Here is a 23,400-nt window from a genome sequence, read left to right as displayed (position 1 = left end):
CAGGGCAATCAGGCCCGACGGACCAGTACGACGAGGACACCGATGTCTCACCTCCGCGCCCCGGCCGCACGCGCAGACCGCCGTGAGGGCGGGCGGCACGGCCGGCCGGCCGCCAGAGCCGTTCCCGCGCTGCCCGAGACCCACATACGGCCCCAGCTGCTGCGTCTCGCCGTACTGCCGCCCGTCGCCGTCGCCCTCAGCGCCTGCGCCGCCGTTCTGTTCACCGTCCGGTACACCGGCGCCCGGCCCAGCCTGACCCTGTGGTGCGTACTCGCCGGAGCCGTCTCGGTGACCTGCGCGGGCATCCTGATCGCCGCCGTGGCCGCCGACCGCGCCGCCCGGACGGTGAGCGACCGCATCGGTGCCCTGCGCCGCAGCAGCGCGCGCGGCGAGGCCGACCTGCGGGCCCTGGTCGAGGCACTGCGCCGCGGCGAGGGCCCGCCGCAGCGCAAGCCGCGCAGCGGCCCGCCCGAGGACGCCGACGACTTCGAACTGCTCGCCACCGACCTGGCGCGCGCGCACGACGGCGCCGTCACCGCCGTCGTCCAGGCCGCGCAGCTCTCCAGCCAGGCGGGCAGCGAACAGAAGCTCGAGGTCTTCCTCAACCTCGCCCGGCGCCTGCAGTCGCTCGTGCACCGCGAGATCTCGATCCTCGACGAGCTGGAGAACGAGATCGAGGACCCCGACCTCCTCAAGGGCCTCTTCCACGTCGACCACCTCGCCACCCGCATCCGCCGCCACGCCGAGAACCTCGCCGTGCTCGGCGGGGCCGTATCCCGTCGGCAGTGGAGCAACCCGGTCTCCATGACCGAGGTGTTGCGCTCGGCCATCGCCGAGGTGGAGCAGTACTCACGGGTCAAGCTCGTGCCGCCGATCGACGGCACCCTGCGCGGTCACGCCGTCGCCGACGTGATCCATCTGCTGGCCGAACTCGTCGAGAACGCCACGGTGTTCTCCGCCCCGCACACCCAGGTGCTGCTGCGGGCCAACCTCGTCACCTCGGGGCTCGCCGTAGAGGTCGAGGACCGCGGGCTCGGCATGCCCGTCGGCGAGCAGAGCCGGATGAACGCCCTGCTCGCCGACCCGGACCAGGTCAACGTGGCCAGCCTGCTGGCAGACGGCCGCATCGGACTGTTCGTGGTCTCGCAGCTCGCCAAGCGGCACGGCATCCACGTCCGGCTGCAGACCAACATCTACGGCGGTGTCCAGGCCGTCCTCGTGGTCCCGCAGACGCTGCTGGGCACGGTGCCGGGTGCCCCCGGAGCCGTACCGCAGCCGCCCGACGAGCCGGCGGGCGGGGCGGGCCCGGCGATGCCGCCGCCGCAGCAGCATCCGCGGCCCGGGCCGCCCTCGGCGGCGCACCGGGTCACGCCGAGCGCACCGATCGCGCCCCCGGCCCCGCCGCGCCCTCAGCCCCGGGAGACGCCGCGTCCCCGGCAGCGGGAGACCGCGCCACCCATGAGGAACGGCGGCGCACCGGCACCGCTGCCCGTGCGCGGAGCCCGCGAGGAACGGCCCACCCCGGCGGAGGCCGTGCCCGGTGTCCGGCCCGACCATCGTCACCTCGTCACGGAGCACACAGCCACCCCGCCCACCCCCCGCAACGGCGCGGTACGCGGAACCATGGGCAAGCCCCAACTGCCCAGGCGCCGCGCCCAGGAGCACATCGCGCCCCAACTGCGCGAGGGGCCGGCGCGCCGTCAGGAACCGGAGCACCTGGCAGGTCACGACCCGGGCCTGATGGCGGCCTTCCAGCGGGGCATCGGCCTGGCCGAGGCCCAACAGCACCTGGGAACGGCGTCCGGCAAGCCGACCACATCCACGGTGTCGCCCACGAGGTCGACCACCATGAGGCCGGCCACCGTGGAGCCCTCGCACATGGAGTCGGCCCACACGAAGGCCGCGCACATGGTGGCCGGACACATGGAGTCGTCCGACATGGGCCGGACCGACACGGACCGGGCCGACACGGACCGGGTCGGCATAGGCGGCGCCGACATGGGCAGGGCCCACCTGGAGCAGGCCGACACGGAGCCGCCCCAAGCGGAGCCCACCGTCCTGGGCCCCGTCCGCACGCCCGTGCTGCGTCCTGGAGCGGTGCCCCTCGCGCCCCTGAACCTCGGCCACACGGACGTCACAGACATGGCCACTCCGCCCTCCATGGACGTACGACCCATGGATCCGTCCCACATAACGGAGGCGCGCCCCGCGCACGGGACCGGGTCGCACGACCTGCGTGGCCTGCGGGACGGTGGGTCCGCGCCCGGGCTCGACCTCGACCACACCCCCAACCGGCACGACGGGAGCACACCCGCCGGATGACCACCCCCGCGTTCACCCCACCCCCCAGCGCTCCCGCAGACCTTCGTACCTCAAGGAGTCGATCCACCATGGCGAGCGAAGCGCCGACCGGCCATGTATCCGATCTCGACTGGCTGATGAGCGGCCTCGTGCAGCGCGTACCGCACACCACCAGTGCGGTCCTCCTGTCCTGCGACGGGCTGGTGAAGTCGGTCCACGGTCTCGACGCCGACGGTGCCGACCACATGGCCGCCCTGGCCTCCGGCCTGTACTCCCTCGGCCGCAGCGCCGGCGTCCGCTTCGGCGACGGGGGCGACGTCCGCCAGGTCGTCGTCGAACTCGACGCGACCCTGCTGTTCGTGACCACCGCGGGGTCCGGCACCTGTCTCGCCGTGCTGGCCGGCCGCGAGGCCGACGCGGCGGTGCTCGGCTACGAGATGGCGATGCTGGTCAAGAGCGTCCGCCCCTACCTGGTGACCGCGCCGCGCCAGCACTCCGTCGAACCGTCTGCGATGAGGCCTTGAGCGTGGCGGCGGCCGGCGACGGGCCCTGGCTCGACGACGCGGCCGGACGGCTGGTGCGCCCCTTCACGGTCAGCAACGGCCGTACCCGGCCCACCATCGCGCTCGACCTGCTGTCGCACGTGATGGGCACCGGGGCCACCCCCCTCGGCTACCTCGGCCCCGAGCACGCGCAGGTGCTCGACATGTGCCGCGCGCCCGTCTCGGTCGCCGAGGTCGCCGCCCACCTGAAGCTGCCGGCGGTGGTCACCAAGGTGCTGCTGTCGGACCTCGTCGACTGCGGGGCGCTGACCACCAAGCCCCCCGAGTTCACCCACAACCCGACAGACCGGGCCCTTCTGGAGGCAGTGCTCGATGGACTACGACGACAGCTCTGATCCCTTTCCCACCGCGCTGAAGATCCTGGTGGCGGGAGGGTTCGGAGTAGGCAAGACGACCTTCGTGGGCGCGGTCAGCGAGATCGCTCCCCTGAGCACGGAGGAACTGCTCACCACGGTCAGCGCCGGGACCGACAACCTCGACGGCATCGAGAACAAGGTCGAGACGACCGTGGCCATGGACTTCGGCCGCATAACCCTCGACCGGGAACACGTCCTCTACCTGTTCGGCACGCCCGGACAGGAGCGGTTCTGGTTCATGTGGGACGAACTGTCCGAGGGCGCGCTCGGCGCGGTCATCATCGCCGACACCCGGCGCCTGGAGGAGTGCTTCGCCGCCGTCGACTTCTTCGAGCAGCGCGGTCTCGGCTTCATCGTCGCGATCAACGAGTTCGACGGCTCCTACCGCTACGACCCCGAGGAGGTCCGGGCAGCCATCGATCTCGATCCGCAGATCCCCGTCGTCCGCTGCGACGCCCGGATCTCCAGCTCGGGGGTCCAGACCCTGCTCACCCTTGTTCGGCACCTCATCGCCCACAGCCCGGTCATCTCGCCGAGCCACGGCGCCCACATGTGACCCCCGCACACCCCGCAACGGAGCCGCATATGACGTACGTCCACAGCGACGGAGCCCGCCCATGAGCTACGACCTGCCTCGCCCGGCCGGTCGACTGCTGCTCACCCCCGAGGACAAGGAGGCGCCCGCGCGTGTGCGGCGGCTGCGCCTGCTGGGGCTGGGAGAGCATCCGGAGCCCGCGCTCGATGCCTTCGCGGACCATCTGGCGCAACGTACCGGGGCTCCGTACGCCATGGTCAACTTCATCGACGAGCACCGGCAGTTCTTCGCGGGCCTGCGCGTTCCGGACGTCGCTCCCAGCACGAGCACCGGCGAGCCCAAGCCGGAGATCGGCCGCTGTATGGAGCGCGACCACGGGTTCTGCCCCCATGTGGTCGTCCGGCGCAAGGCGTTGGTGCTGGAGGACGTCCGGGACTATCCGCGGTTCGCGGGCAACCCGGTCGTCGACGAGTTCGGCATCCGTTCCTACCTCGGTGCTCCGCTCCTCGACAGCACGGGGATGGTGCTGGGCACCGTGTGTGTCGCCGACATCCAGCCGCGGGGCTGGGGAAGGGCCGGCCTGGAGGCCATCAAGTCGACGGCGGCGGATCTGGTGGCGCGGCTGGAGCGGCGGGAGGCCGACGGGTTCCCGCTGTGAGCGCCGTACTGGAGCCAGGCGGCGCCCCCGCCGCGCGCCGAGTGAGCGCACGCCCAGTGGACGCACGCCCAGTGGACGCACCCCCGGTGAGCGCACGCCGAGTGTGCCTCACCGGCCTCGCCGGACGTTCCTCACAAGCCTCGCCAGACGTTGTCGAACGCCGCGTCCTCGATGGTCCGCCGCTGCCGTACGGCCTCCAGTTCCGTCACCGCGTCGCCGACCGTGGCGAGCACGGTCGCGACGGCGTCGACGGTGACCTCCGGCAGGTCGTCGGCGGACTCGTCGCGGATTCTGAGAGCGGCCGTCAGAGCGGCGAGGACGGGCTCGTCGGATGCCAGGCGCTCCTCGGCGTGGCGCCGGTCCGGTGAGTCGACCAGTGCCCTCCGGCCCGTCCGGACGGGAAACCGGCGACCGCGTTCCCGGGTGACCAGTCCCTCCGTCTCCAACGCGGCGAGATAGGCGGAGGACAGCCCACGACCGCGCCGCCACAGCCAGTCCTCGGCCGACTCGTACGGTTCCTCCCGGACGAGCGACGACGCGGCCTCGTCCAACAGCCGGTCGCCTGTCGCCGGTTGGGTGCCCGGCACGATGCGGTCGCCGTCCAGCGCGAGTGCGCTGGACTCGACGAGATCGATGAGTTCGGCGCCCGCCAGGGCGAGCGACAGATTGCCCTGCTCCACGGCATGGCCGGTGCCCACGTCCATGGTGACGATCAACAGGTCCCGTGCTGTGGTCATGGGGGGCTCCATGTGAGTCGGCCGACTTCGGGGGGACAGCGTCAGGCCCGGTCCGTACGGATCGCGGCGTCGTCCGTGGGGGCGGGCAGCCGTGCAGGGGCGAGTGTCGCACGACCACCATGGCGTGCGGGAAGCCGATCCGCAGGACGGCGGCGGCCGCGGCCAGGACCACGAGGGCGCCAGGTTCGTACGGGAGGGCGGGCGGGCGGCCCCTCGCCGGTGGCCGCGCGGATGGCGGGTGCGACCTGCGGTCCGACAAGACGTTGCTGGGGCGCTGGCCGGCGGCCGGGTTTGGGGGCCACGGAGTCGCTGCGCGCGGGTGGGGTCGCACGAGAAGTGTCCCCGTTGGATCCGGAGCCGGCCGCGCACTTTCAGGGTGGGCAGAAGGGGGACGCGAGGGTTGACGCGGGTCGCGTCGGGCAGCGGGCGTGAAGCGCAGCTGTGGCGCCGCTTAAGAAATCCTCGATGGACCGGGGCGCCGCCGTAGGGCAGATTGCTACGCGATTCCACCCCTCTCCCCGGAACGGGCCTGCTTCGGCATGCCCGGACCCGGGGACCCACGCACAGGAGCCGTTGCGTTGAAGGCGCTGGTCAAGGAAAAGGCGGAGCCGGGGCTGTGGCTCGCGGACGTGCCCGAGCCCGCAGTCGGACCCGGCGACGTACTGATCAAGGTGCTGCGCACCGGGATCTGCGGCACCGATCTGCACATCCGGTCCTGGGACGGTTGGGCCCGGCAGACGATCCGCACCCCGCTCGTACTCGGCCACGAGTTCGTCGGCGAGGTCGTCGGGACCGGCCGTGACGTCACCGACGTCAAGGCCGGCGACCGGGTCAGCGGCGAGGGCCACCTGGTGTGCGGCAGGTGCCGCAACTGTCTCGCCGGGCGGCGGCACCTGTGCCGGGCCACGGTCGGGCTCGGGGTCGGGCGGGACGGGGCCTTCGCCGAGTACGTGGCGCTGCCCGCCACCAACGTGTGGGTGCACCGCGTCCCCGTCGACCTCGACGTCGCCGCGATCTTCGACCCGTTCGGCAACGCGGTGCACACCGCGCTGTCCTTCCCACTGGTCGGCGAGGACGTCCTCATCACGGGCGCCGGGCCGATCGGCCTGATGGCCGCCGCCGTCGCCCGGCACGCCGGGGCGCGGAACGTCGTGATCACCGACGTCAGCGAGGAGCGGTTGGAGCTGGCCCGCAAGATCGGTGTGAGCCTCGCGCTCGATGTCGCCGAGTCGACCATCGCCGACGGGCAGCGCGAACTCGGCCTGCGCGAGGGGTTCGACATCGGCCTGGAGATGTCCGGCCGCTCCGAGGCCATGCGGGACATGATCGCCAACATGACGCACGGCGGCCGGATCGCGATGCTCGGCCTGCCGACGGAGGAGTTCGCGGTCGACTGGGCCCGGATCGTCACCTCGATGATCACGATCAAGGGCATCTACGGCCGAGAGATGTTCGAGACGTGGTACGCGATGTCGGTGCTCCTGGAGGGCGGCCTCGACCTCGCCCCCGTGATCACCGGCCGGTACGGCTACCGCGACTTCGAGCCGGCGTTCGCCGATGCGGCGAGCGGCCGCGGCGGCAAGGTCATCCTCGACTGGACCGCGTAGCCATCTTTCGACCGGACCGCGTTGGCCACCTCTGGACCGGACCGCGTTGGCCACCTCTGGACCGGACCGCGTTGGCCACCTCTGGACCGGACCGCGTAAGCCATCTGCATTTCTAGGAGCTTCCTGATGTACGACTCCGTGCGCGACGACCTGCGCACCACCCTCGACGAGATCAGCGCCGCCGGCCTGCACAAGCCCGAGCGCGTGATCGGCAGCCCGCAGTCCGCGACCGTGAACGTCACCGCGGGCGGTCGCCCTGGTGAGGTGCTCAACTTCTGCGCCAACAACTACCTGGGCCTTGCCGACCACCCCGAGGTGATCGCCGCCGCCCACGAGGCCCTGGATCGCTGGGGCTACGGAATGGCGTCCGTGCGCTTCATCTGCGGTACGCAGGAGGTGCACAAGGAGCTGGAGACACGGCTCGCGGCCTTCCTCGGGCAGGAGGACACGATCCTGTACTCCTCCTGCTTCGACGCCAACGGCGGTGTGTTCGAAACGCTGTTGGGTCCAGAGGACGTGGTGATCTCGGACGCGTTGAACCACGCCTCCATCATCGACGGCATCCGCCTGTCCAAGGCCCGCCGCCTCCGCTACGCCAACCGCGATCTCGCCGATCTGGAACGGCAGTTGAAGGAGGCCGCAGGGGCCCGGCGCAAGCTGGTCGTCACCGACGGCGTCTTCTCCATGGACGGCTATGTGGCTCCGCTGCGTGAGATCTGCGACCTCGCCGACCGCCACGACGCCATGGTCATGGTCGACGACTCGCACGCGGTCGGCTTCGTCGGCCCCGGCGGCCGCGGCACCCCCGAGCTGCATGGCGTCATGGACCGCGTCGACATCATCACCGGCACCCTCGGCAAGGCGCTCGGCGGCGCCTCCGGCGGCTATGTCGCCGCCCGCGCCGAGATCGTCGCCCTGCTCCGCCAGCGCTCCCGGCCGTACCTCTTCTCGAACACCCTCGCCCCGGTGATCGCGGCCGCCTCCCTGAAGGTGCTCGACCTGCTCGAATCCGCCGACGACCTCAGGGTCCGGCTGGCCGAGAACACCGCCCTGTTCCGCCGCCGGATGACCGAGGAGGGCTTCGACGTCCTGCCCGGCGACCACGCCATCGCGCCCGTGATGATCGGCGACGCGGCGAAGGCGGGACGCCTGGCGGAGCTGCTCCTGGAGCGTGGCGTGTACGTGATCGGCTTCTCGTATCCGGTGGTGCCGCAGGGGCAGGCCCGCATCCGGGTGCAGCTGTCCGCCGCGCACTCGACCGAGGACGTGAACCGTGCCGTCGACGCCTTCGTCGCGGCCCGGGCGGAGCTGGAGGACTGAGCGGCCCGAATATATTGCGATAATCGTTCGCATGATCGAAGCGCGGCGGCTCCGCATCCTCCGTGCGGTGGCCGACCACCGCACGGTGACCGCGGCTGCCGCCGCGCTTTACCTCACACCCTCGGCGGTCTCGCAGCAGCTGACCGCCCTGGAGCAGGAGACCGGCCACCGGCTGGTCGAGCGCGGCGCCAAGGGCGTACGGCTGACCGCGGCCGGCGAGATCCTGCTCAGCCACACCAACGTGGTCCTCGCCCAGCTGGAGCGGGCCGAGGCCGAGCTCGCCGCGTACGGCTCGGGCGACGCCGGCACCGTCACCGTCGCCTCCTTCGCGACCGGCATCGCCCTGGTCGTGGCACCGGCGGTGGCCTGCCTCGCCGAGTCGGCGCCCGGCATCCGCATCCGCGTCCAGGACGCCGAGGGCGACGCCAGCCTGCCGATGGTCCTCGACCGGCAGGTCGACGTCGCCGTGGCCGTCGAGTACCGCGGGGCGCCGCCCGCCGACGACCCCCGGTTGACCCACATGCCGCTCTACGCCGAGCCCTTCGACGCGGTCGTCCCCGTCACCCACCGTCTCGCCGACGCCGCCGAGATCCCCCTCGCGGACCTGGCCAAGGACCCGTGGATCGGCCCCTACCCCGGCAACCCCTGCCACGAGGTGGTCGTCCTCGCCTGCGAGAGCGCCGGGTTCCAGCCCCGGCTCGAACACTCCTCGGACGACTTCCGCGCGGTCGTTGCCCTCGCCTCCGCCGACGCGGGCGTCGCGCTCGTACCGCGCTCGGCGCTCATCGGCATGGACCTCGCCGGTGTGGTCGTACGGCCCGTCGACGGTGTCGCGCCCACCCGCCGGGTCTTCGCGGCCGTCCGCCGGGGAGCCGAGGAGCATCCGCTGATCCGGCCGGTCCTCGACGCGCTCGGCGAAGCCGCTCAGGGGTAGGGAACCGGCCACCGGTCGCACGCAGTCTGGATTGTCATGCGTGTGACGATGATCCTTCCGGCCCTGACCGAGGCGACCAGCCCGCTCTTCCGGCCCATCAAGTACTCGCTGTTCCCGCCGCTCGGCCTCGCCACCCTGGCCGGTCGGGTGGTGCGGGCACTGCCGGCGCTGGAACGGAGGCTGGCGGCGTTCGGGGGACGGGAGTGACGCGGCCCATGGACTAGTGTTTCATGTCCGGGATAAAATCCCGCATATGAAACAGGATGTGGTGGAGACCGGGCCCGACCCCGTCGACGCACGGCTCGGCGCCCGTCTGGCCGAGCTGCGGGCCGAACGCGGCTGGTCGCTGGGAGAGTTGGCGGAGCGCAGCGGAGTGAGCAAGTCGACCCTGTCCCGGGCCGAGCGGGCTGAGATCAGCCCCACCGCGTCCCTGCTGAACCGGCTGTGCGGCGTCTACGGGCGCACCATGTCCCAGCTGCTCATCGAGGTCGAGGCGGAGCCGGCGCCGCTGGTCAGGGCGGCCGACCAGCAGCTCTGGGAGGACCGGAGCTCCGGATTCGTACGCCGCTCCGTGTCCCCGCCGCACCCCGGGCTGCGCGGCGAACTCGTCGAGGGACGGCTCGCCCCGGGTGCCGACATCGCCTACGACCGGCCTCCCGTGTCCGGCCTGGAGCAGCACATCTGGGTCCTCGAAGGAGCGCTCGACGTGACGGCGCAGGACACCGACCACCACCTCGACACCGGTGACTGCCTGCGGCTGCGGGTGTGGGGGCCGACGCGGTTCCGGTGCGCAGGCCCCGAGCAGGTGCGGTATGCGCTGGCTGTGGTGCTGCCGTGATCGTGAGCCGACTGGACGGAACCCAGGTGCTCGACCGTGTCGACGCGTTGGCCGACCTGCTGGTCGACACCGTGGACGGCGGCGCCTCGGTGGGCTTCCTCGCGCCGCTGTACCGGGCGGTGGCCCTCGGCTGGTGGAAGGAGCGGGCGGAGTGGGCGGCTGCCGGGCAGCTCGCCGTATGGGTCGCACAGGACGGCGATCGGACGGTCGGTACCGTCAGCCTGGCCTTCCCCGACAAACCCAACAGCCGTCATCGCGCCGAACTGGTCAAGCTGATGGTGCACCGGGACGCGCGCGGGCGGGGCCTCGGACGCAGGCTGCTGACGACCGCCGAGGAGGCGGCCGTCGCCGCGGGCGTCACACTCCTGCACCTGGACACGGAGACCGGCAGCCCTGCCGAGCGCCTCTACACGACCGCCGGGTGGACGCGAGCCGGCGTGATCCCCGGCTACGCGGCGGACCCCGCCGGGGTGCTGCGGCCGACGACGCTCTACTACAAGCGCGTGGGGGCGGCCGCAGAGAGCGAAGTCAGGGCTCTCACCAGGTGATTGTCAGTGGGAGCCATTACGGTGCCTGTCATGCCGGACGCCGAAGACGTACGCCGAATCGCCCTGTCCCTGCCGGACACGACGGAGAAGATCGCCTGGAGCATGCCCACGTTCCGGGTCGCGGGAAAGATGTTCGCCACGCTGCCCGAGGACGAGACCTCCCTCGCCGTGCGCTGCCCCAAGGAGGAGCGCGACGAACTGGTGCTGGCCGAGCCGGACAAGTTCTGGATCGCCGATCACGAGGCGCAGTTCGCCTGGGTGCGGGCCCGCCTCGCGGCCGTCGAGGACGAGGACGAACTGCGTGACATCCTCGCCGACTCCTGGCGCCAGGCGGCACCGCCCCGACTGCTCGAGGCCCACCCGGAGTTGGGACTGCCGACCGCGGAGTGAAAATCCACGGGGCGTTGTCAGTGCCGCGTGCCATGATCCGAAGTGAGCGTGGGAGCCGGGGCGGAGGGGGCTTCGGCTCCCACGGACGCGTGGGGTGCCTGTGTGCTGATGGAGTCGGTGGTCGAGGGGTGCGCTGAGGGATGACGGGGGAGGCAGAGGCGCCGGACGTGGCGGCGCAGAAGGGCACGCGGCCGCTCTGGTCGCGGGACTTCGTCCTGTTCTTCGCCGCGCGGGCCGTCGCCCGGCTCGGCGACACCATCCTGCCGGTGGCCCTCGCCGCGGGCCTGCTCCAGCACGGGTACGGAGGTGGTGCGGTGGGCCTCGCCATGGCCTCGACGGCCGCCGCCTTCGCCGGTCTCGTCGTCTTCGGCGGCGTCATCGCCGACCGCTTCAGCACCCGCAGACTGATGATCGGCGCCGACCTGGTGCGGCTCGGCACCCAGGCCCTGGCCGCCGCGCTCTTCTACTCCGGACACGTGGTGCTGTGGGAGATCTGCGCGATCGGCTTCGTCAACGGCGTCGCGGGCGCCGTGTTCCAGCCCGGCGTCGCCAGCACCGTCCCCCGGCTCGCCTCCGACGTCCAGGGCGCGAACGGCGCCATACGCATCGCCGAGTCCGTCGCCCAACTCGTCGGCCCCGCCGCCGCGGGTGTACTGGTCGGGCTCGCCTCGCCCGGCGGCGTCTTCGTCGCCCACGCGGCCACGTACGCGGTGAGCGCCTTGTGTCTCCTGCTGCTGCGCCTGCCGCCGAGCACCCCCGGCAGCCGTCCGACGGGCCACGGCGGCGGTGCCTTCAGGGCCGATATGGTCGAAGGCTGGCGGGAGTTCAGATCGCGCACCTGGCTGTGGGCCGTCATCGCCGTCTGGTGCCTCTACATGATCGCGGTGTGGGGTCCGACGGTCCCGCTCGTGGCGACGGAGGTCGTGCAGGAGTACGGCCCCGGCGCCTACGGCCTGATCAACTCCGCCCTCGGCGCCGGCACCGTCGTCGGCGGGTTCCTCGCCCTGCGCCTGCGCCCCCGCCGCATGCTCCGCGCGGGCGCCTTCTCCCTCTTCGGCTTCGTCGGGTTCCCGGCGACGGTCGGGGCCGGCCTCGGCATACCGGCCATGGCCGTCGGAGCCGCCGTCGCCGGGGCCGGAATGTCCTTCTGGGGAGTGATGTGGGCGACCAGCGTCCAGACACAGGTCCCGCCCGACGTCCTCAACCGCATCCACGCCTACGACGTGGCAGGCTCCCTCGCGATGATGCCGGTCGGCCAGGCACTCGCCGGCCCGGCCTCCGGGCTCCTCGGCGCCGACCAGGTGCTTGTGGCCGCCGGGGCGATGAGCTTCGTCGTCGCGGGTGCCCTGCTCGCCGTGCCCGCGATACGCGACCTGGTGCGCGTCGACGCACCGGTCGCGGGCTCGAGACCGGCGGCGGCGCCTGGCGAGCGGACGGCCCGGGCGGAGAAGGGCTGACCGCCCGCCAGCTCACCCCGCCACAACGGGCCGGGCCCGCGGTCCTGCGGGCGGCCCGCCTCACGAGCGCCCCGCCGCCACCCCGCCCGCCAGGAACCCGCCGATCCGCTCCCGCAGGGACCCGGCGTCGAGGCCGTGCGCGGCGACGTGCTCCTCGATGCGACCGTAACGCCGCAGCTCGCGGCGGCCCACGCCGAGGCCCAGGACCCGGTGGGGTACGTCGGCGAGGGCGTCGTTCGCCGCGGCCGTCGACGTACCCGCGAGGTACGGCTCGACGAGCACGACGTCGGTTCCGGCCGTCTCCGTGGCCCGGCGCAGGGCGGCCGCGTCGAAGGGCCGTACGGTCGTCGCGTACAGCACGGTCACGTCCAGGCCCGGCACGGCGGCGAGCACTGCGTCCAGCATGGGCCCGACGGCGACGACCACGCCCGAGCGGCCCTCGCGGACGGTGCGGAAGTGCTCGCCGTCGACCGGCAGGGCGTCCAGGTTGGCCTGCACGGACAGCCGTACGTACACCTTGTCGTCGCCCGCGGCGACGGCGTGCCGCAGGAGGGTCTCGGCCTCGTCCGGATGCCCCGGCACATGCACGGTCCAGCCGTCGAGGGTGTCGAGCAGGGCCACGTCCCCGGGGGACATGTGGGTGTACCCGCCCGCGGGCCAGTCGAAGGACGCGGCGGCGCTCACCAGCACCGCGCCCACGTCCTGATGGCCGAGGTCCAGCTTGACCTGCTCGAAGGGCCGCTCGACGAGGAAGCTCGCGAAGGTGTGCACGACGGGCCGCAGCCCGGTCAGGGCCATTCCCGCGGCCGCCCCGACGAGGAGCTGCTCGCGGATGCCGACGTTGACGACCCGGTCGGGATGCCGGTGCCACGCCTCGGCGAAGCCGTCCCTGCCGATCTCGGCGAGGACGACCGCGACCCGCGGATCCTCGTCGAGCAGGCGCGAGACGACGGGGGCGAAACGGTCACGCATGGTGTCCATGGGGGTTCGAGCCCTTTCCGGAGGTGTCAGGACGGTGGACGTTCAGGCGGACTTCGGCTCGACCCGGGCCACGACCACGTGCGGGCGGTCCGGGTGCGGGGCGGTGAACGCGGCGTACAGCGCCTCGTGGTCACGGCCGTCGACCGTGACGGCGGACCAGCCGGCCGCCTCGAAGCGGGCGGCGATCCCGCCGGGCAGGGCGTGACTGGCGGAGGCGTTGTCGATCACGACGGTGTGCAGCCGCTCCAGCCCGGCGGGGCCGGCGAACGCGATCGCCTCGTGGTTGCTGCCCTCGTCCAGCTCGGCGTCCCCGACCAGCACCCACACCCGGGGCCCGTCGAGCCCCTGCGCGCGCAGCCCCAGCGCCGTGCCCACGGCGATCGGCAGCCCGTGCCCCAGCGACCCGCTGCCGATCTCGGCCCCCGGCACGAGCACCCGGTCGGGATGGTGGCCGAGCGGCGAGTCGTACGAGCCGAAGCCCGGCAGCCATTCCACGGGCACGAAGCCCTTGGCGGCCAGCACCGCGTAGTACGCCATCGGCCCGTGCCCCTTGGACAGCAGGAACCGGTCCCGCCCCGGATCGTCCGCCCGCTCGGGCCCGACCGCCAGCACCCGGTCGTAGAGGACCCACAGCGCGTCCAGCGTGGACGTCGCCGCCGGTCCGTGCTTCTCGTCGCCCGTCATCAGCCCCATGAGGCGGGGCAGGTCGCCGTACCCGTACGTGCGACCGCGTTCATCGGTGATCGTCATGCGGACGATCGTGCAACCTCAACCAAGATTGAGGTCAAGGGCCACACCGGGACAAACGAGTGCGCGACCACGGACCCGAGTGCGGTATTGTTTCCATGCGTGTCCGGCCGGAGGAAACTCCAGGTCAGACGGCACCGGGACGTGGCGCAGCTTGGTAGCGCACTTGACTGGGGGTCAAGGGGTCGCAGGTTCAAATCCTGTCGTCCCGACCAGCTTTGATGCAGGTCGGAGGCCGTTCTCCCGTTTACGGGAGGGCGGCCTTTCGCGTTCCTGGAGGGCTGGTGGTCGCACTGTGGTCGCAGGCCGCATCTGGGGAAAGCTCGCGGTGGCGGAGAAGCCGGGCGGGGCGGGGGAGCGGTGCCGGTGGAGGGCTTCGCGGAGCCGCTGGATGTGGTCGCGTGGTGATCGCAGCCTGCTCGGCCGGGCCTGCCGGTCGGCCTTCTGCTCGGCGCGGGCGAGGGTGTGCTCGATGGTGTCGACGGCTTCGCGGGCGGCTTGCTGGGTGAGGTGGCTGTAGATGTTGGCCGTGGTGGACAGGGTGGAGTGGCGCAGGGTCTTGGAGACCACGGTGAGGGGGACGCCGGCGGTGATGGTGAGGGTGGCGGCCAGGTGGCGCAGGTCGTGAACGGTCACCCGGGGGACACCGGCTTCGTCGGACAGTTGCCGGAGCCGGTCCAGGACGGCGCTGGGCCGCAGCGGTCGGCCGTCGGGTCGGCAGAAGACGAGTCCGGCGAACGGATCGCCCGGGCACGTGTGGGTGCGATTCCTGGAGCGGGCCCGGTGGTGGAGAGCGGCGGCGACGCGGGGTGAGATGGCCACCCAGTTCTTGCTGGAGCGGGTCTTGGGCGGGGTGATGACGAGTCGGTTGTGTCGATCGCGTAGAGCGTGCAGCGCACGTACAGCACCCGTTCGCTCAGGTGGACGTCGTCCCAGTGCAGGCCGAGGGCCTCGCCCTTGCGCAGGCCGGTGCCGATGAGGAACAGGTCGGCCATGTCCGGGTCGGCCTGGTGGCAGTGCTGGAGGAAGCGGACGGCCTCGGCGGCGGTCCAGATCCGGCGCTCCGGCGCGGGCGGTCGGCGTAGGGCCGGTGGGCTGGCGGGGTTGTGGGCGAGGCGGTGCTGGCGGACCGCGTCCCCCAGCGCGCTGGACAGGGTGGCCAGGCACCGGTAGAGGGTGATGCGGCCGCGGCCGGCGGCGAGCTGACCGGTGACGAAGGCACTGATGTGCCGGTGCCTGAGCTCGTCCAGCTTGAGGCTGCCGAAGGCGGGGGCGAGATCGTTGTGCACGTAGTCGCGGTAGCGGGCCATGGTGGTCGGCTTGAGCACCAGCGCCTTCGCCGCCAGCCAGCTGTGGAGGTAGTCGGCGACGGTCTGGTTCGGGTCGGCGTTGAATCCGCCGGCCTCGCCCTCCAGGAACGTCCGCAGTGCGGCCTCGGCGGCGTCGGGGCTGGTGAAGCCGCCTCGCCGGACGGTGGTGCGGTGGCGGTCTGGGGCGGGAACGTCGACGGCGAACGTCCAAGTCCCGTGGTGACCGTCGGTGAGCAGGCGGGGGCAGCGTGCTCCGAGCTGGCGGTGGTGGGTGTCTCGGCAGCCGCACCTGCGGTAGACGCGGCCGCGGTCGGCGGTGGTACGCATGGGGATCGCCTCCAGGGCGCGGAGGAAGGGCCGACTCTCCCAGTTTCGTGCGACCACATGCGACCACCACGTCCGCGATGCCAGCCGCGACCAGCGCGTTTCCCCTGACTCGGCGCCAAGGGCGGCGGCTCGGAAGCCTTCACGTGGATCACCTCTTCCACCTGACTGACCTTGATCACCAAAGGGTCAGTCGAAGGTCACAAGTGGGTTAGATTCGAGCGGCGCCGAGAGGCTGAGGAAGATGAGAGTGACGGTTCAGGGGAGCAAGACGCCGCCAGTGGTGGCGTAGAGCGCGAGGCAGACGCGGGCCCGGATGTCGCGGACGCGGCAGGACTGTCGGCGGAACCCGCCCCGGACGATCAACTTGGAACCTGCTGACATGGTCATGGGTTCGGGACGCCAACGCTATCGTGGAGGTACGGCGCGGTGGAGAGGAAGCGGCCATGACCTCGGCGTACGACTACGGGGAGCTGCACGAGCTCATCGATCGTCTGGAGCCCGAGCAGGCGGAGGAGCTGCGCCGTCACGCGCTGCGTCTGGTGAAGCCCGCGCCGAGTCGGTTTCGGATACTGCGGAGCTTCGATGGCCCGGCGACCGATCTCGGCGCCCGGGCGAAGGACATCGCGCGGGCGGAGATCGGCGAGGACGATGTTGACACTGGGTCCGCTTGTCGCCTTCCTCAACCGCATCGACCCTGATCACGAGCAGTGCGCCGCGTTGCTGGAGTCGTACGATGGCGATCTCCTTGTCACTCCGTATGTGCTGACTGAATGCTGTTATCTGGTCGGGAAGTATCTGGGCGCCGAGGCTGAAGTCAACCTGGTGGAGTCTGTGGTCGGCGGTGATCTGGTGCAGGTGTTTCCCGATGAGCGGGACATGGCCCGGATCGCTGAGCTGATGCACCGCTACCGTGGCTTTCCGCTGGGCGTGGCGGATGCTTCGGTGGTCGCTGTGGCGGAGCGCTTGAAGCTGACGGATGTCGCGACGCTCGACCACCGGCACTTCCGGGCCCTCGTGCCCGAGCACGTTCCTGCGTTCACGCTGCTTCCCTGAGGAGCTCTGTCCGGGCTTCCTCGGCCCCGTGGCAGTGGGGGCGTTACCGGAGACTGTGGCGGTCGAGGCGGTGGACGAGGCCGGGGCGGCGTTGGTGGTCCTCGCGCAGGCGGGTCAGGCGCTGGTGGAAGTCCATGTCACGTCCGGTGTGGGCGTAGGCGTCGCGCAGTTCCGCGAGGAGGGCGACGGCCTGGTCGTAGGCGGTGGTCTTCTTAGTGGCGATGTGTGCCTCGATCTGCTGCCAGGCGGACTCGGCTTCGCTCGCGAGGGCGGTCAGGCGCCGGGCGCGGGCTTCGGCTCGTTCGTGTTCGGCGTGCTGTCGGCGTTCGGTGCGCAGGGTGTGGGCGGCATCCAGGAGGTGGGCGGCGGACCGGCGTCCGGGGATCGCAGTGGGGATGGTGGTGCCGCGAAGGCGGTGCAGGAGTTCGGCGCGCAGCCGCGGTTCGGGGCCGAGGGCGAGCCGCAGGAGCAGGGCGTTCTTCTCCTTCTCCGGCAGGGCGACGATCAGTGGCGCGAGTTCCTTCTTCGTGGGATTGGCCGACTTCTTGGGCGCGGCGGGGCTGGCCTGGGCCGCGGCCGTGAGCAGGTCGGCGTCGACGCGCAGGAAGTCCGCGAGCGCGCGCTGCGGGGCGGTGAGCTCGCCGAGGCCGGCCGGGACGGGCGGTTCGGGGCAGGTCTGGTATTCCTCTTCGTCGTCGTCTTCGAGTTCCCATGCGCCTAGCGCGGAGAGCCAGGCGAGGTAGAGGGGGCGCAGGTCGCCGGTGGCGAGTTCGTCGCGCACGCCGATGAGGGCGGCCAGTGAGTCGTCGGCGCCCTCGATCCAGTCGCCGCCTTCGTCCTCGCTGGTGAGGTCGAGCAGGAGGTGGGTGCGGGTGGTCCAGGCGTCGACGTGGTGGTCCAGGCAGTACGGCTTCACCGTGGCCGGGGTCAGGGCTTGCCTGGGCAGGCGGAGCATCAGCCGGTGGGTGCCCCAGTTGGTGACGTACAGGTGGGCGTCGAAGTAGCGCTCGACCATGCGGCGCGGATTGCCGCGCAGGTCACCCCAGTTGTAGGTGTTGGTGAAGCTGGTGGCGGTGATCCGTGCCCGGGTGGAGACGGCCCGCAACTGGTCCTGTTCCTCGCGGCTGAGCGGACGGTCGAGGGCCTGGAACTCGTAGTACTGGTACTCGCTCACACGGCGGAGCCTATCGACGCCGCGGGTGGGTGGGCTCGGACGGATAGCGGGCAAGGCGGCGGGAGCTGACCGGACGTCATACTCAAACGCCCTGGGCTGAGCCGAGGCGAGCGGTTCCGGGGAGGCGCGGACTATGACGGCGGTGTGGACCGAGTAGGCCATGGAGTACGGGGCGCGAGCGGAGCTCGCGGCCGTGCTGCAAATGGCCGCCGCGGGCAGCGCGGGCAGACTGAGGTGCAGTGGCAAGACGAAGCGCCTTGGGCCAGCTCGGCCGCACCGAGCCCGTTCGCCGCAAGTCGCTGCCGCAGATCCAGCAGATGACTCCACAACGGCTCCAGATACGCCCCGCGCATCACCCCGCCCGACCGCTCCCGCGTAAGGCGAACACCGAGGGCGTCCCAGTCGCCGTCGCAGTCCACCGCGCACGCCACGGCGAACCACAACTTCCAGTACGACCACTTCCAGTACGACCACTCACCGGGCGGTGCCGTATGAGGTCACGGCTCCGGGCCCAACGTCGGCGGCCGACGCCTGGAAGGGGTCTCGTCTGCCGTGCTCACCAATGCGTTGTCGCACCGGAGATGATGGCGCTCGCAGCGCGTCACGGGGGTCACCTGGTCGAGCGCATGGCCGAGAACCTGGGGTAGTAGCCTCGCGGGAATGACCGAGGCATGGACCGACCACGCGCTCAAGGCACTCCGCGCCGCCTGCCACACCGCCAACGGGCCGTCCCTGCTCGCCCTGCTGCGTATGCATGACCCCGCCGGCGTGCTGCAGCAGTGCGGGGACGCACTCACCGCAGCCGTTTCCCGGTCAGTGCCCGGCGCTCAGCAGACAGCGACCGAATGCACCACCACCCTGCGCGAACGGGGCTGGCCCGGCGACGAGGTCCTCGCCTGGCAACTCGACACGGCGGGCGGCGGTGCCGACTACGTGCTGCGGCCGTTGCCGGTCGACCTGGAGGAACTCTCCGGTCTGCTCGAAGGCGACCCGGCCTGGGGTGGTGGCCGCATCGACCTGGACACCGGCGAGTGCCGACCCGCCCTCGCGGACACCGATGAGTCATGGGACGAGGACGAACCGGAAGGCACCGAGCGGTGGCTCCATGTCCCATGCGAGGGGTCACGTGATGCCTACCGCGACATGGAGGACTTCATCACCACCGTTGACGACCAGGACCTCGCCCGCTACCTCGGCATCGCGATCCAAGGCCCTGGGGCGTTCCGCCGTTTCAAGGACATGCTGGCCACGTCACCGGCGCAGCTGCAGCGGTACTGGCTGTTCTCCGCGGAACGGCAGCACGGCCGGGCTCGTGCCTGGCTCGCCGACCAGGGCTACCGGCCGGCGCTGCCGACCAGCCACTGACCCGGGCGCTCTCACGGTCCCCAGTGCCGGTAGGCATCGATCCACTCGGCCCCCTCGGGTGCTGGATCCGGCAGCGGAAGGTCGAGAATGCCGATCGCCTGCCGGTGCCTGCCCCGCGTGCAGACCGCCACGATCTGGCTGCTGGGCAGCAGGTCCGCCTTCTTCACGGTGACCTCGACCCCGAGAACGACCGTCTTGAACGGGACGGTCAGATGCTCTGCGAGCATCGTGTAGAGGCCCTTGAGTTGCTCCTCGTCGGCGTAGGCGTCCACGGTGGCCTGCTCGACCAGCTCATCGAGTTCCGCGTCACTCAGCTGTCCGTCCACAGGAACACGGTACCGGCGGAGCCCGCAGCTCCCCTCGCTCGGTCAACCGTCGGCCACTCCACCATGAGCTGCGACGGTCGTCCTCCCGCGCAAGGACCAGCGTGCCGCCTGATAGCGCGTGCCGACTCCCCAGTGCCCACTGCGGATTGGTGCCGAGAGGGCCGCCGACTGACGGGCTGATCAGGCGCAGGCTCTTCACTCGCGGTGCCTGCCGAAGGCTGCCGGGCCCCATGGCCCTTGAGTAGGAGTCCAGCCATGTTTTGGGTCCCCCGTAGGGCTCGAACCGGTGGCTGGCCGCTCACATTTCGAGCCATGGATGAGAGGCCGCGACCTGCGTTTTCCCGGTATACCTGATAATCCATCAGTTTTCTGCGGGAGGCGTGTGGAGGAGCTGTACCAGGCCCCGAGGAGGCAGTAGGCCACGGATGGCTCGGAGCGCAAGGGCCGTTCCCCTTCGCGGACTTGCCTGCTCTAGGTCGACGCGTGACGATGGAAGCGTCAGAGTCCGAAGTGGTCCCTCGATTGGTGGAAGGCGGCGCGTGAGGCGACGAGGCTGCCCGGCGAAGGCATGAGGAAACAGACTCCTTAACTCGCCCGAGTACAATGAACACTGACCTCGAAGAACGATCCGTCGCACGCCGCTCACGGACCACCCAACTGGGGGTCAAGGGGTCGCAGGTTCAAATCCTGTCGTCCCGACGGTGTGAAGGGTCTTCGCAGGCGAGAGCTTGTGAGGGCCCTTTTCGTATGGGCAGTTTCCGATCTTCGAGGTTGAGCACGCCGCTCATCGGCACCTTTGCTCGGAGGCCGGCGAAAATGCCGTTGCTGGACCTGGACAAGATCACTGTCGGGTTGTCGAAGACCTGGTCGGGGTTTCTGCGGGACTGGGACCGCTCACTGCGAGCGGGGAACTGTCCGGAAGCCACCCGGTACAACTACCTGCTGGCGGCCGCCCAGTTGGGCCGCTACTTGAGCGAGTACTCGCCGGACCCGGAGGCCGACGACGCGGCCGAGGATCTGACCGAAGTCACGCGCGCACACGTCGAGGCATTCCAGGCCTGGATGATCGAGACGAGGTCGGCGTCGACGGCGTCGCTGGTGGGCGCGGACGGGCGGGCAGCCTTCGACGCCGTGGGGCCGCTGCTGCTGATCGGTTGGGCCGAGGTCGGCCCCGGCCTGCTGCAGGCCATCAACGGGATTCGTGCTGTCGCCAGCGTCGCACGACAGCGTTGCGCGACAGCTCGGGTCCCACCGGAGGGCGACTGCGTAGCGTGCCAGCAGCCGAACCCGGTCTCTGGGACGGCGGCGATGACGGTCACAGGTCCGCGGTGAGCAACACTCCGGCGGCATGGCCGAACTCGCCGGTGTGCCGCGCCGTCTGCTCCACGAGCGTGAGGTCAGGCGCCCGGCCCCGTCGGCTCGGAATTCGACTTCCAAGCAGGAAAGAAGCCTTTGCTCGTACGTTTGTCATGCGGGGGTGCTCTGCGTGTTTCGTAGCGGTGCCGTCTGCGGTGCGCGACCATACGGACGCCGACATCACATTCATCGGCATGGTGCGTGGAATCACCGAGACAGAAAGAAGGACGACGTGTCCGGTAGCGAAAGCGAGAACCCGGCAATCGCCTCCCCGACCCCCACGCCGACTCGGCCCAGGACGAACCGGGACTGGTGGCCGAATCAGCTGGACCTTCAAATTCTCCACCAACACTCGTCCCGCTCCAATCCGATGGACGAGGACTTCGACTACGCGAGAGAGTTCGCGACCCTCGACCTCGACGCGCTGAAGCAGGACGTCTTCCAGGTCATGACGACGCCACAGGACTGGTGGCCTGCCGACTACGGCCACTACGGGCCGCTCTTCATCCGGATGAGTTGGCACGCCGCCGGCACGTACCGTGTCGCCGACGGCCGGGGCGGTGGCGGCAGCGGCGCTCAGCGCTTCGCCCCCCTCAACAGTTGGCCGGACAACGCGAGCCTCGACAAGGCGCGCCGTTTGCTGTGGCCGGTCAAGGAGAAGTACGGCCAGAAAATCTCCTGGGCCGACCTTCTGGTCTTCGCCGGTAACTGTGCCATGGAATCAATGGGGTTCAAGACGTTCGGGTTCGGATTCGGGCGAGAGGACATCTGGGAACCCGAGGAGATCTTCTGGGGGCCCGAGGACATCTGGCTGGGAGATGAGCGCTACAGCGGCGACAGGGAACTCGCCGCTCCCTTCGGTGCCGTGCAGATGGGACTGATCTACGTCAATCCGGAGGGGCCCAACGGCAACCCGGATCCGATGGCCGCCGCCCGCGATATTCGCGAGACATTCGGGCGCATGGCGATGAACGACGAGGAGACGGTCGCGCTCATCGTCGGCGGCCACACGTTCGGCAAGTGCCACGGTGCGGTCGATCCCGCGTACATCGGCCCGGAACCCGAGGCCGCACCCATCGAGCAGCAGGGCCTCGGCTGGCGGAACACGTACGGCAGCGGAAAGGGCGCCGACGCGCTCACCAGTGGGCTCGAAGGCGCATGGACCTCCGAGCCGACCACGTGGGACAACGGGTACCTGGACAACCTGTACCGGTACGACTGGGAGCTGACGACGAGCCCCGCCGGTGCGAAGCAGTGGACTCCCACGGATCCTTCGGCCAAAGACACAGTGCCCGATGCGCATGATCCGTCGAGGAGGCACGCTCCCATGATGCTGACGACGGACCTCGCGCTGAAGCTGGATCCGGTCTACGGCCCTATCACGAAGAGCTTCCACGAGAACCCGGACAGGCTCGCGGATGCGTTCGCCAAGGCGTGGTACAAGCTGTTGCACCGCGACATGGGACCCGTCACGCGCTATCTCGGCCCGTGGGTTCCAGAACCGCAGCTGTGGCAGGATCCCGTCCCCGAGGTGGATCACGAACTCGTCGGGGACGAGGACATCGCTGCCCTCAAGAGCAGGATCGTCGCCTCAGGACTGTCCATCTCCCAACTGGTCACCACCGCCTGGGCGTCCGCGGCGAGCTTCCGCGGCACCGACAAGCGTGGGGGGGCCAACGGGGCACGGATCCGGCTCGCGCCGCAGAAGGACTGGGAGGTCAACCACCTGCCCGAGGTGGCCGAGGTGCTGCAGAAGCTGGAGCAGATTCAGCAGGACTTCAACCTCTCACATGCCGGCGGCAGGAGGGTCTCGCTCGCCGACCTGATCGTCCTGGGCGGGTGCGCGGCCGTCGAGCAAGCTGCGAAGAACGCCGGTTACGACATCACCGTCCCGTTCGCACCGGGGCGCACGGACGCCTCGCAGGAACAGACCGACGTGGAGTCGTTCGCCGTGCTCGAACCCAGGGCCGACGGATTCCGGAACTACGTCCGCGCGGGAGGGAAGTTGTCGCCGGAGACACTCCTGCTGGACCGCGCCAACCTGTTGACACTGACCGCCCCCGAGATGACGGTGCTGATCGGCGGCATGCGGATCCTGAAAACCGGCTACAAGCGATCCTCACACGGCGTCTTCACTCACCGGCCGGAGACACTGACCAATGACTTCTTCGTCAACCTGCTCGACATGGGCACGGAGTGGAAGGCGTCGACTTCGGACGAGAACGTGTTCGAAGGCCGGGATCGCGCCACAGGCGAGCTCAAGTGGACCGCTACCGCGGTCGACCTCATCTTCGGTTCACACTCCCAGCTTCGAGCCGTCTCGGAGGTCTACGCGTCCCAGGACGCGGGACACAAGTTCGTGCGTGACTTCGTGGCCGCGTGGGACAAGGTGATGAACCTCGATCGGTTCGACCTCCCCTGACCGTTGCTCAGAACCTCAGCGGTTCTCAGCGTTCCGGGCATTTCTGCCCGGAAGGTCCGTCTCGTCACCAAAGCGTAAGGGCTTTGGCTTGAGGA

At 70.6% G+C, this 23,400-nt stretch carries 24 protein-coding genes, 1 tRNA gene and 1 pseudogene; 19 read left to right on the top strand and 7 right to left on the bottom strand.

The features are described 5' to 3' along the window. Positions 1 to 42 precede the first annotated feature (42 nt). The 5 genes from ACFYO2_RS35265 to ACFYO2_RS35245 all read left to right on the top strand — a co-directional run bounded on the left by ACFYO2_RS35265 (position 43) and on the right by ACFYO2_RS35245 (position 4,413). A complete protein-coding gene (locus ACFYO2_RS35265; RefSeq protein WP_388357450.1) occupies positions 43 to 2,322 on the top strand; it encodes an ATP-binding protein in 2,280 nt (759 codons plus the stop codon). A 68-nt stretch (positions 2,323 to 2,390) separates the two neighbouring features. Next, the gene (locus ACFYO2_RS35260; protein WP_388357447.1) at positions 2,391 to 2,825 is read left to right on the top strand and encodes a roadblock/LC7 domain-containing protein; all 435 of its coding nucleotides are present in this window, start codon (positions 2,391 to 2,393) and stop codon (positions 2,823 to 2,825) included. A 2-nt stretch (positions 2,826 to 2,827) separates the two neighbouring features. Further along, a complete protein-coding gene (locus tag ACFYO2_RS35255) occupies positions 2,828 to 3,199 on the top strand; it encodes a DUF742 domain-containing protein (protein ID WP_388357726.1) in 372 nt (123 codons plus the stop codon). Next, positions 3,177 to 3,776: an ATP/GTP-binding protein gene (locus tag ACFYO2_RS35250; protein WP_388357444.1), complete on the top strand. Its 600-nt coding sequence runs from the start codon at positions 3,177 to 3,179 to the stop codon at positions 3,774 to 3,776. The genes ACFYO2_RS35255 and ACFYO2_RS35250 overlap by 23 nt, the downstream gene beginning before the upstream one ends. Positions 3,777 to 3,837: 61 nt before the next feature. Beyond that, on the top strand, positions 3,838 to 4,413 hold the full coding sequence (locus ACFYO2_RS35245; RefSeq protein ID WP_388357442.1) for a GAF domain-containing protein: 576 nt from the start codon (positions 3,838 to 3,840) through the stop codon (positions 4,411 to 4,413). A 131-nt stretch (positions 4,414 to 4,544) separates the two neighbouring features. On the opposite strand, the gene ACFYO2_RS35240 is transcribed toward ACFYO2_RS35245, so the two are convergent. Further along, the gene (locus ACFYO2_RS35240) at positions 4,545 to 5,150 is read right to left on the bottom strand and encodes a GPP34 family phosphoprotein (protein ID WP_388357439.1); all 606 of its coding nucleotides are present in this window, start codon (positions 5,148 to 5,150) and stop codon (positions 4,545 to 4,547) included. A 578-nt stretch (positions 5,151 to 5,728) separates the two neighbouring features. On the opposite strand from ACFYO2_RS35240, the gene tdh reads away from it, so the two are divergent. The 8 genes from tdh (at position 5,729) to ACFYO2_RS35200 (ending at position 12,244) form a co-directional block, all read left to right on the top strand. Further along, complete coding sequence (tdh, locus tag ACFYO2_RS35235; protein ID WP_388357437.1) at positions 5,729 to 6,757, top strand: L-threonine 3-dehydrogenase; 1,029 nt, start codon at positions 5,729 to 5,731, stop codon at positions 6,755 to 6,757. Positions 6,758 to 6,883: 126 nt separating this feature from the next. Beyond that, positions 6,884 to 8,077 (top strand): glycine C-acetyltransferase, encoded by a 1,194-nt coding sequence (locus ACFYO2_RS35230; RefSeq protein WP_388357434.1) that lies wholly within the window; start codon positions 6,884 to 6,886, stop codon positions 8,075 to 8,077. A gap of 31 nt (positions 8,078 to 8,108) precedes the next feature. Next, entirely contained in the window at positions 8,109 to 9,011 is a 903-nt protein-coding gene (locus ACFYO2_RS35225; RefSeq protein ID WP_388357431.1) for a LysR family transcriptional regulator, read from the top strand. 36 nt (positions 9,012 to 9,047) lie between these two features. Then, positions 9,048 to 9,218: a hypothetical protein gene (locus tag ACFYO2_RS35220; RefSeq protein WP_388357428.1), complete on the top strand. Its 171-nt coding sequence runs from the start codon at positions 9,048 to 9,050 to the stop codon at positions 9,216 to 9,218. 46 nt (positions 9,219 to 9,264) lie between these two features. Next, positions 9,265 to 9,849: a helix-turn-helix domain-containing protein gene (locus ACFYO2_RS35215; protein WP_388357425.1), complete on the top strand. Its 585-nt coding sequence runs from the start codon at positions 9,265 to 9,267 to the stop codon at positions 9,847 to 9,849. Next, complete coding sequence (locus ACFYO2_RS35210; protein ID WP_388357422.1) at positions 9,846 to 10,397, top strand: GNAT family N-acetyltransferase; 552 nt, start codon at positions 9,846 to 9,848, stop codon at positions 10,395 to 10,397. The genes ACFYO2_RS35215 and ACFYO2_RS35210 overlap by 4 nt, the downstream gene beginning before the upstream one ends. Positions 10,398 to 10,427: 30 nt before the next feature. Then, complete coding sequence (locus ACFYO2_RS35205) at positions 10,428 to 10,787, top strand: MmcQ/YjbR family DNA-binding protein (RefSeq protein ID WP_388357419.1); 360 nt, start codon at positions 10,428 to 10,430, stop codon at positions 10,785 to 10,787. Between the two features lie 140 nt (positions 10,788 to 10,927). Then, positions 10,928 to 12,244, top strand: a complete 1,317-nt coding sequence (locus tag ACFYO2_RS35200) for an MFS transporter (protein WP_388357417.1) — start codon at positions 10,928 to 10,930, stop codon at positions 12,242 to 12,244. A gap of 60 nt (positions 12,245 to 12,304) precedes the next feature. On the opposite strand, the gene ACFYO2_RS35195 is transcribed toward ACFYO2_RS35200, so the two are convergent. Further along, complete coding sequence (locus ACFYO2_RS35195; protein WP_388357414.1) at positions 12,305 to 13,225, bottom strand: transketolase family protein; 921 nt, start codon at positions 13,223 to 13,225, stop codon at positions 12,305 to 12,307. A gap of 42 nt (positions 13,226 to 13,267) precedes the next feature. Next, entirely contained in the window at positions 13,268 to 13,975 is a 708-nt protein-coding gene (locus tag ACFYO2_RS35190) for a transketolase (RefSeq protein WP_388357412.1), read from the bottom strand. 135 nt (positions 13,976 to 14,110) lie between these two features. On the opposite strand from ACFYO2_RS35190, the gene ACFYO2_RS35185 reads away from it, so the two are divergent. Then, positions 14,111 to 14,187: transfer RNA gene (locus tag ACFYO2_RS35185), tRNA-Pro, on the top strand. Here the strand turns inward: ACFYO2_RS35185 and ACFYO2_RS35180 are convergent. Both ACFYO2_RS35180 and ACFYO2_RS35175 read right to left on the bottom strand, forming a co-directional pair. Next, positions 14,150 to 14,794 carry a tyrosine-type recombinase/integrase gene (locus tag ACFYO2_RS35180; protein ID WP_388357409.1) on the bottom strand — a complete coding sequence of 215 codons (645 nt, stop codon included), beginning with the start codon at positions 14,792 to 14,794 and terminating at the stop codon, positions 14,150 to 14,152. The two genes, ACFYO2_RS35185 and ACFYO2_RS35180, sit on opposite strands and share 38 nt — an antisense overlap. Before the next feature lie 449 nt (positions 14,795 to 15,243). Next, a pseudogene (locus ACFYO2_RS35175) lies at positions 15,244 to 15,609 on the bottom strand (hypothetical protein); the annotation flags it as partial. A 443-nt stretch (positions 15,610 to 16,052) separates the two neighbouring features. On the opposite strand from ACFYO2_RS35175, the gene ACFYO2_RS35170 reads away from it, so the two are divergent. After that, on the top strand, positions 16,053 to 16,307 hold the full coding sequence (locus tag ACFYO2_RS35170) for a hypothetical protein (protein ID WP_388357407.1): 255 nt from the start codon (positions 16,053 to 16,055) through the stop codon (positions 16,305 to 16,307). Continuing rightward, on the top strand, positions 16,258 to 16,662 hold the full coding sequence (locus ACFYO2_RS35165; RefSeq protein WP_388357405.1) for a type II toxin-antitoxin system VapC family toxin: 405 nt from the start codon (positions 16,258 to 16,260) through the stop codon (positions 16,660 to 16,662). The genes ACFYO2_RS35170 and ACFYO2_RS35165 overlap by 50 nt, the downstream gene beginning before the upstream one ends. A gap of 43 nt (positions 16,663 to 16,705) precedes the next feature. Here ACFYO2_RS35165 and ACFYO2_RS35160 read toward each other — a convergent pair whose 3' ends face one another. Continuing rightward, complete coding sequence (locus tag ACFYO2_RS35160) at positions 16,706 to 17,836, bottom strand: hypothetical protein (protein ID WP_388357402.1); 1,131 nt, start codon at positions 17,834 to 17,836, stop codon at positions 16,706 to 16,708. 660 nt (positions 17,837 to 18,496) lie between these two features. On the opposite strand from ACFYO2_RS35160, the gene ACFYO2_RS35155 reads away from it, so the two are divergent. Beyond that, positions 18,497 to 19,201 carry a UPF0158 family protein gene (locus ACFYO2_RS35155; protein WP_388357399.1) on the top strand — a complete coding sequence of 235 codons (705 nt, stop codon included), beginning with the start codon at positions 18,497 to 18,499 and terminating at the stop codon, positions 19,199 to 19,201. A gap of 11 nt (positions 19,202 to 19,212) precedes the next feature. On the opposite strand, the gene ACFYO2_RS35150 is transcribed toward ACFYO2_RS35155, so the two are convergent. Next, on the bottom strand, positions 19,213 to 19,527 hold the full coding sequence (locus tag ACFYO2_RS35150) for a hypothetical protein (RefSeq protein ID WP_388357396.1): 315 nt from the start codon (positions 19,525 to 19,527) through the stop codon (positions 19,213 to 19,215). A gap of 816 nt (positions 19,528 to 20,343) precedes the next feature. Here ACFYO2_RS35150 and ACFYO2_RS35145 point away from each other — a divergent pair. After that, positions 20,344 to 20,859 carry a hypothetical protein gene (locus ACFYO2_RS35145; RefSeq protein WP_388357393.1) on the top strand — a complete coding sequence of 172 codons (516 nt, stop codon included), beginning with the start codon at positions 20,344 to 20,346 and terminating at the stop codon, positions 20,857 to 20,859. Between the two features lie 256 nt (positions 20,860 to 21,115). After that, the gene (katG, locus tag ACFYO2_RS35140; RefSeq protein WP_388357724.1) at positions 21,116 to 23,305 is read left to right on the top strand and encodes a catalase/peroxidase HPI; all 2,190 of its coding nucleotides are present in this window, start codon (positions 21,116 to 21,118) and stop codon (positions 23,303 to 23,305) included. Positions 23,306 to 23,400: the final 95 nt, after the last annotated feature.

It is taken from the genome of Streptomyces sp. NPDC006602 (assembly GCF_042870385.1).
GTDB lineage: Bacteria > Actinomycetota > Actinomycetes > Streptomycetales > Streptomycetaceae > Streptomyces.
Note: the sequence above shows the minus strand (reverse complement) of the source record. Positions and strands in the feature narration are given on the sequence as shown.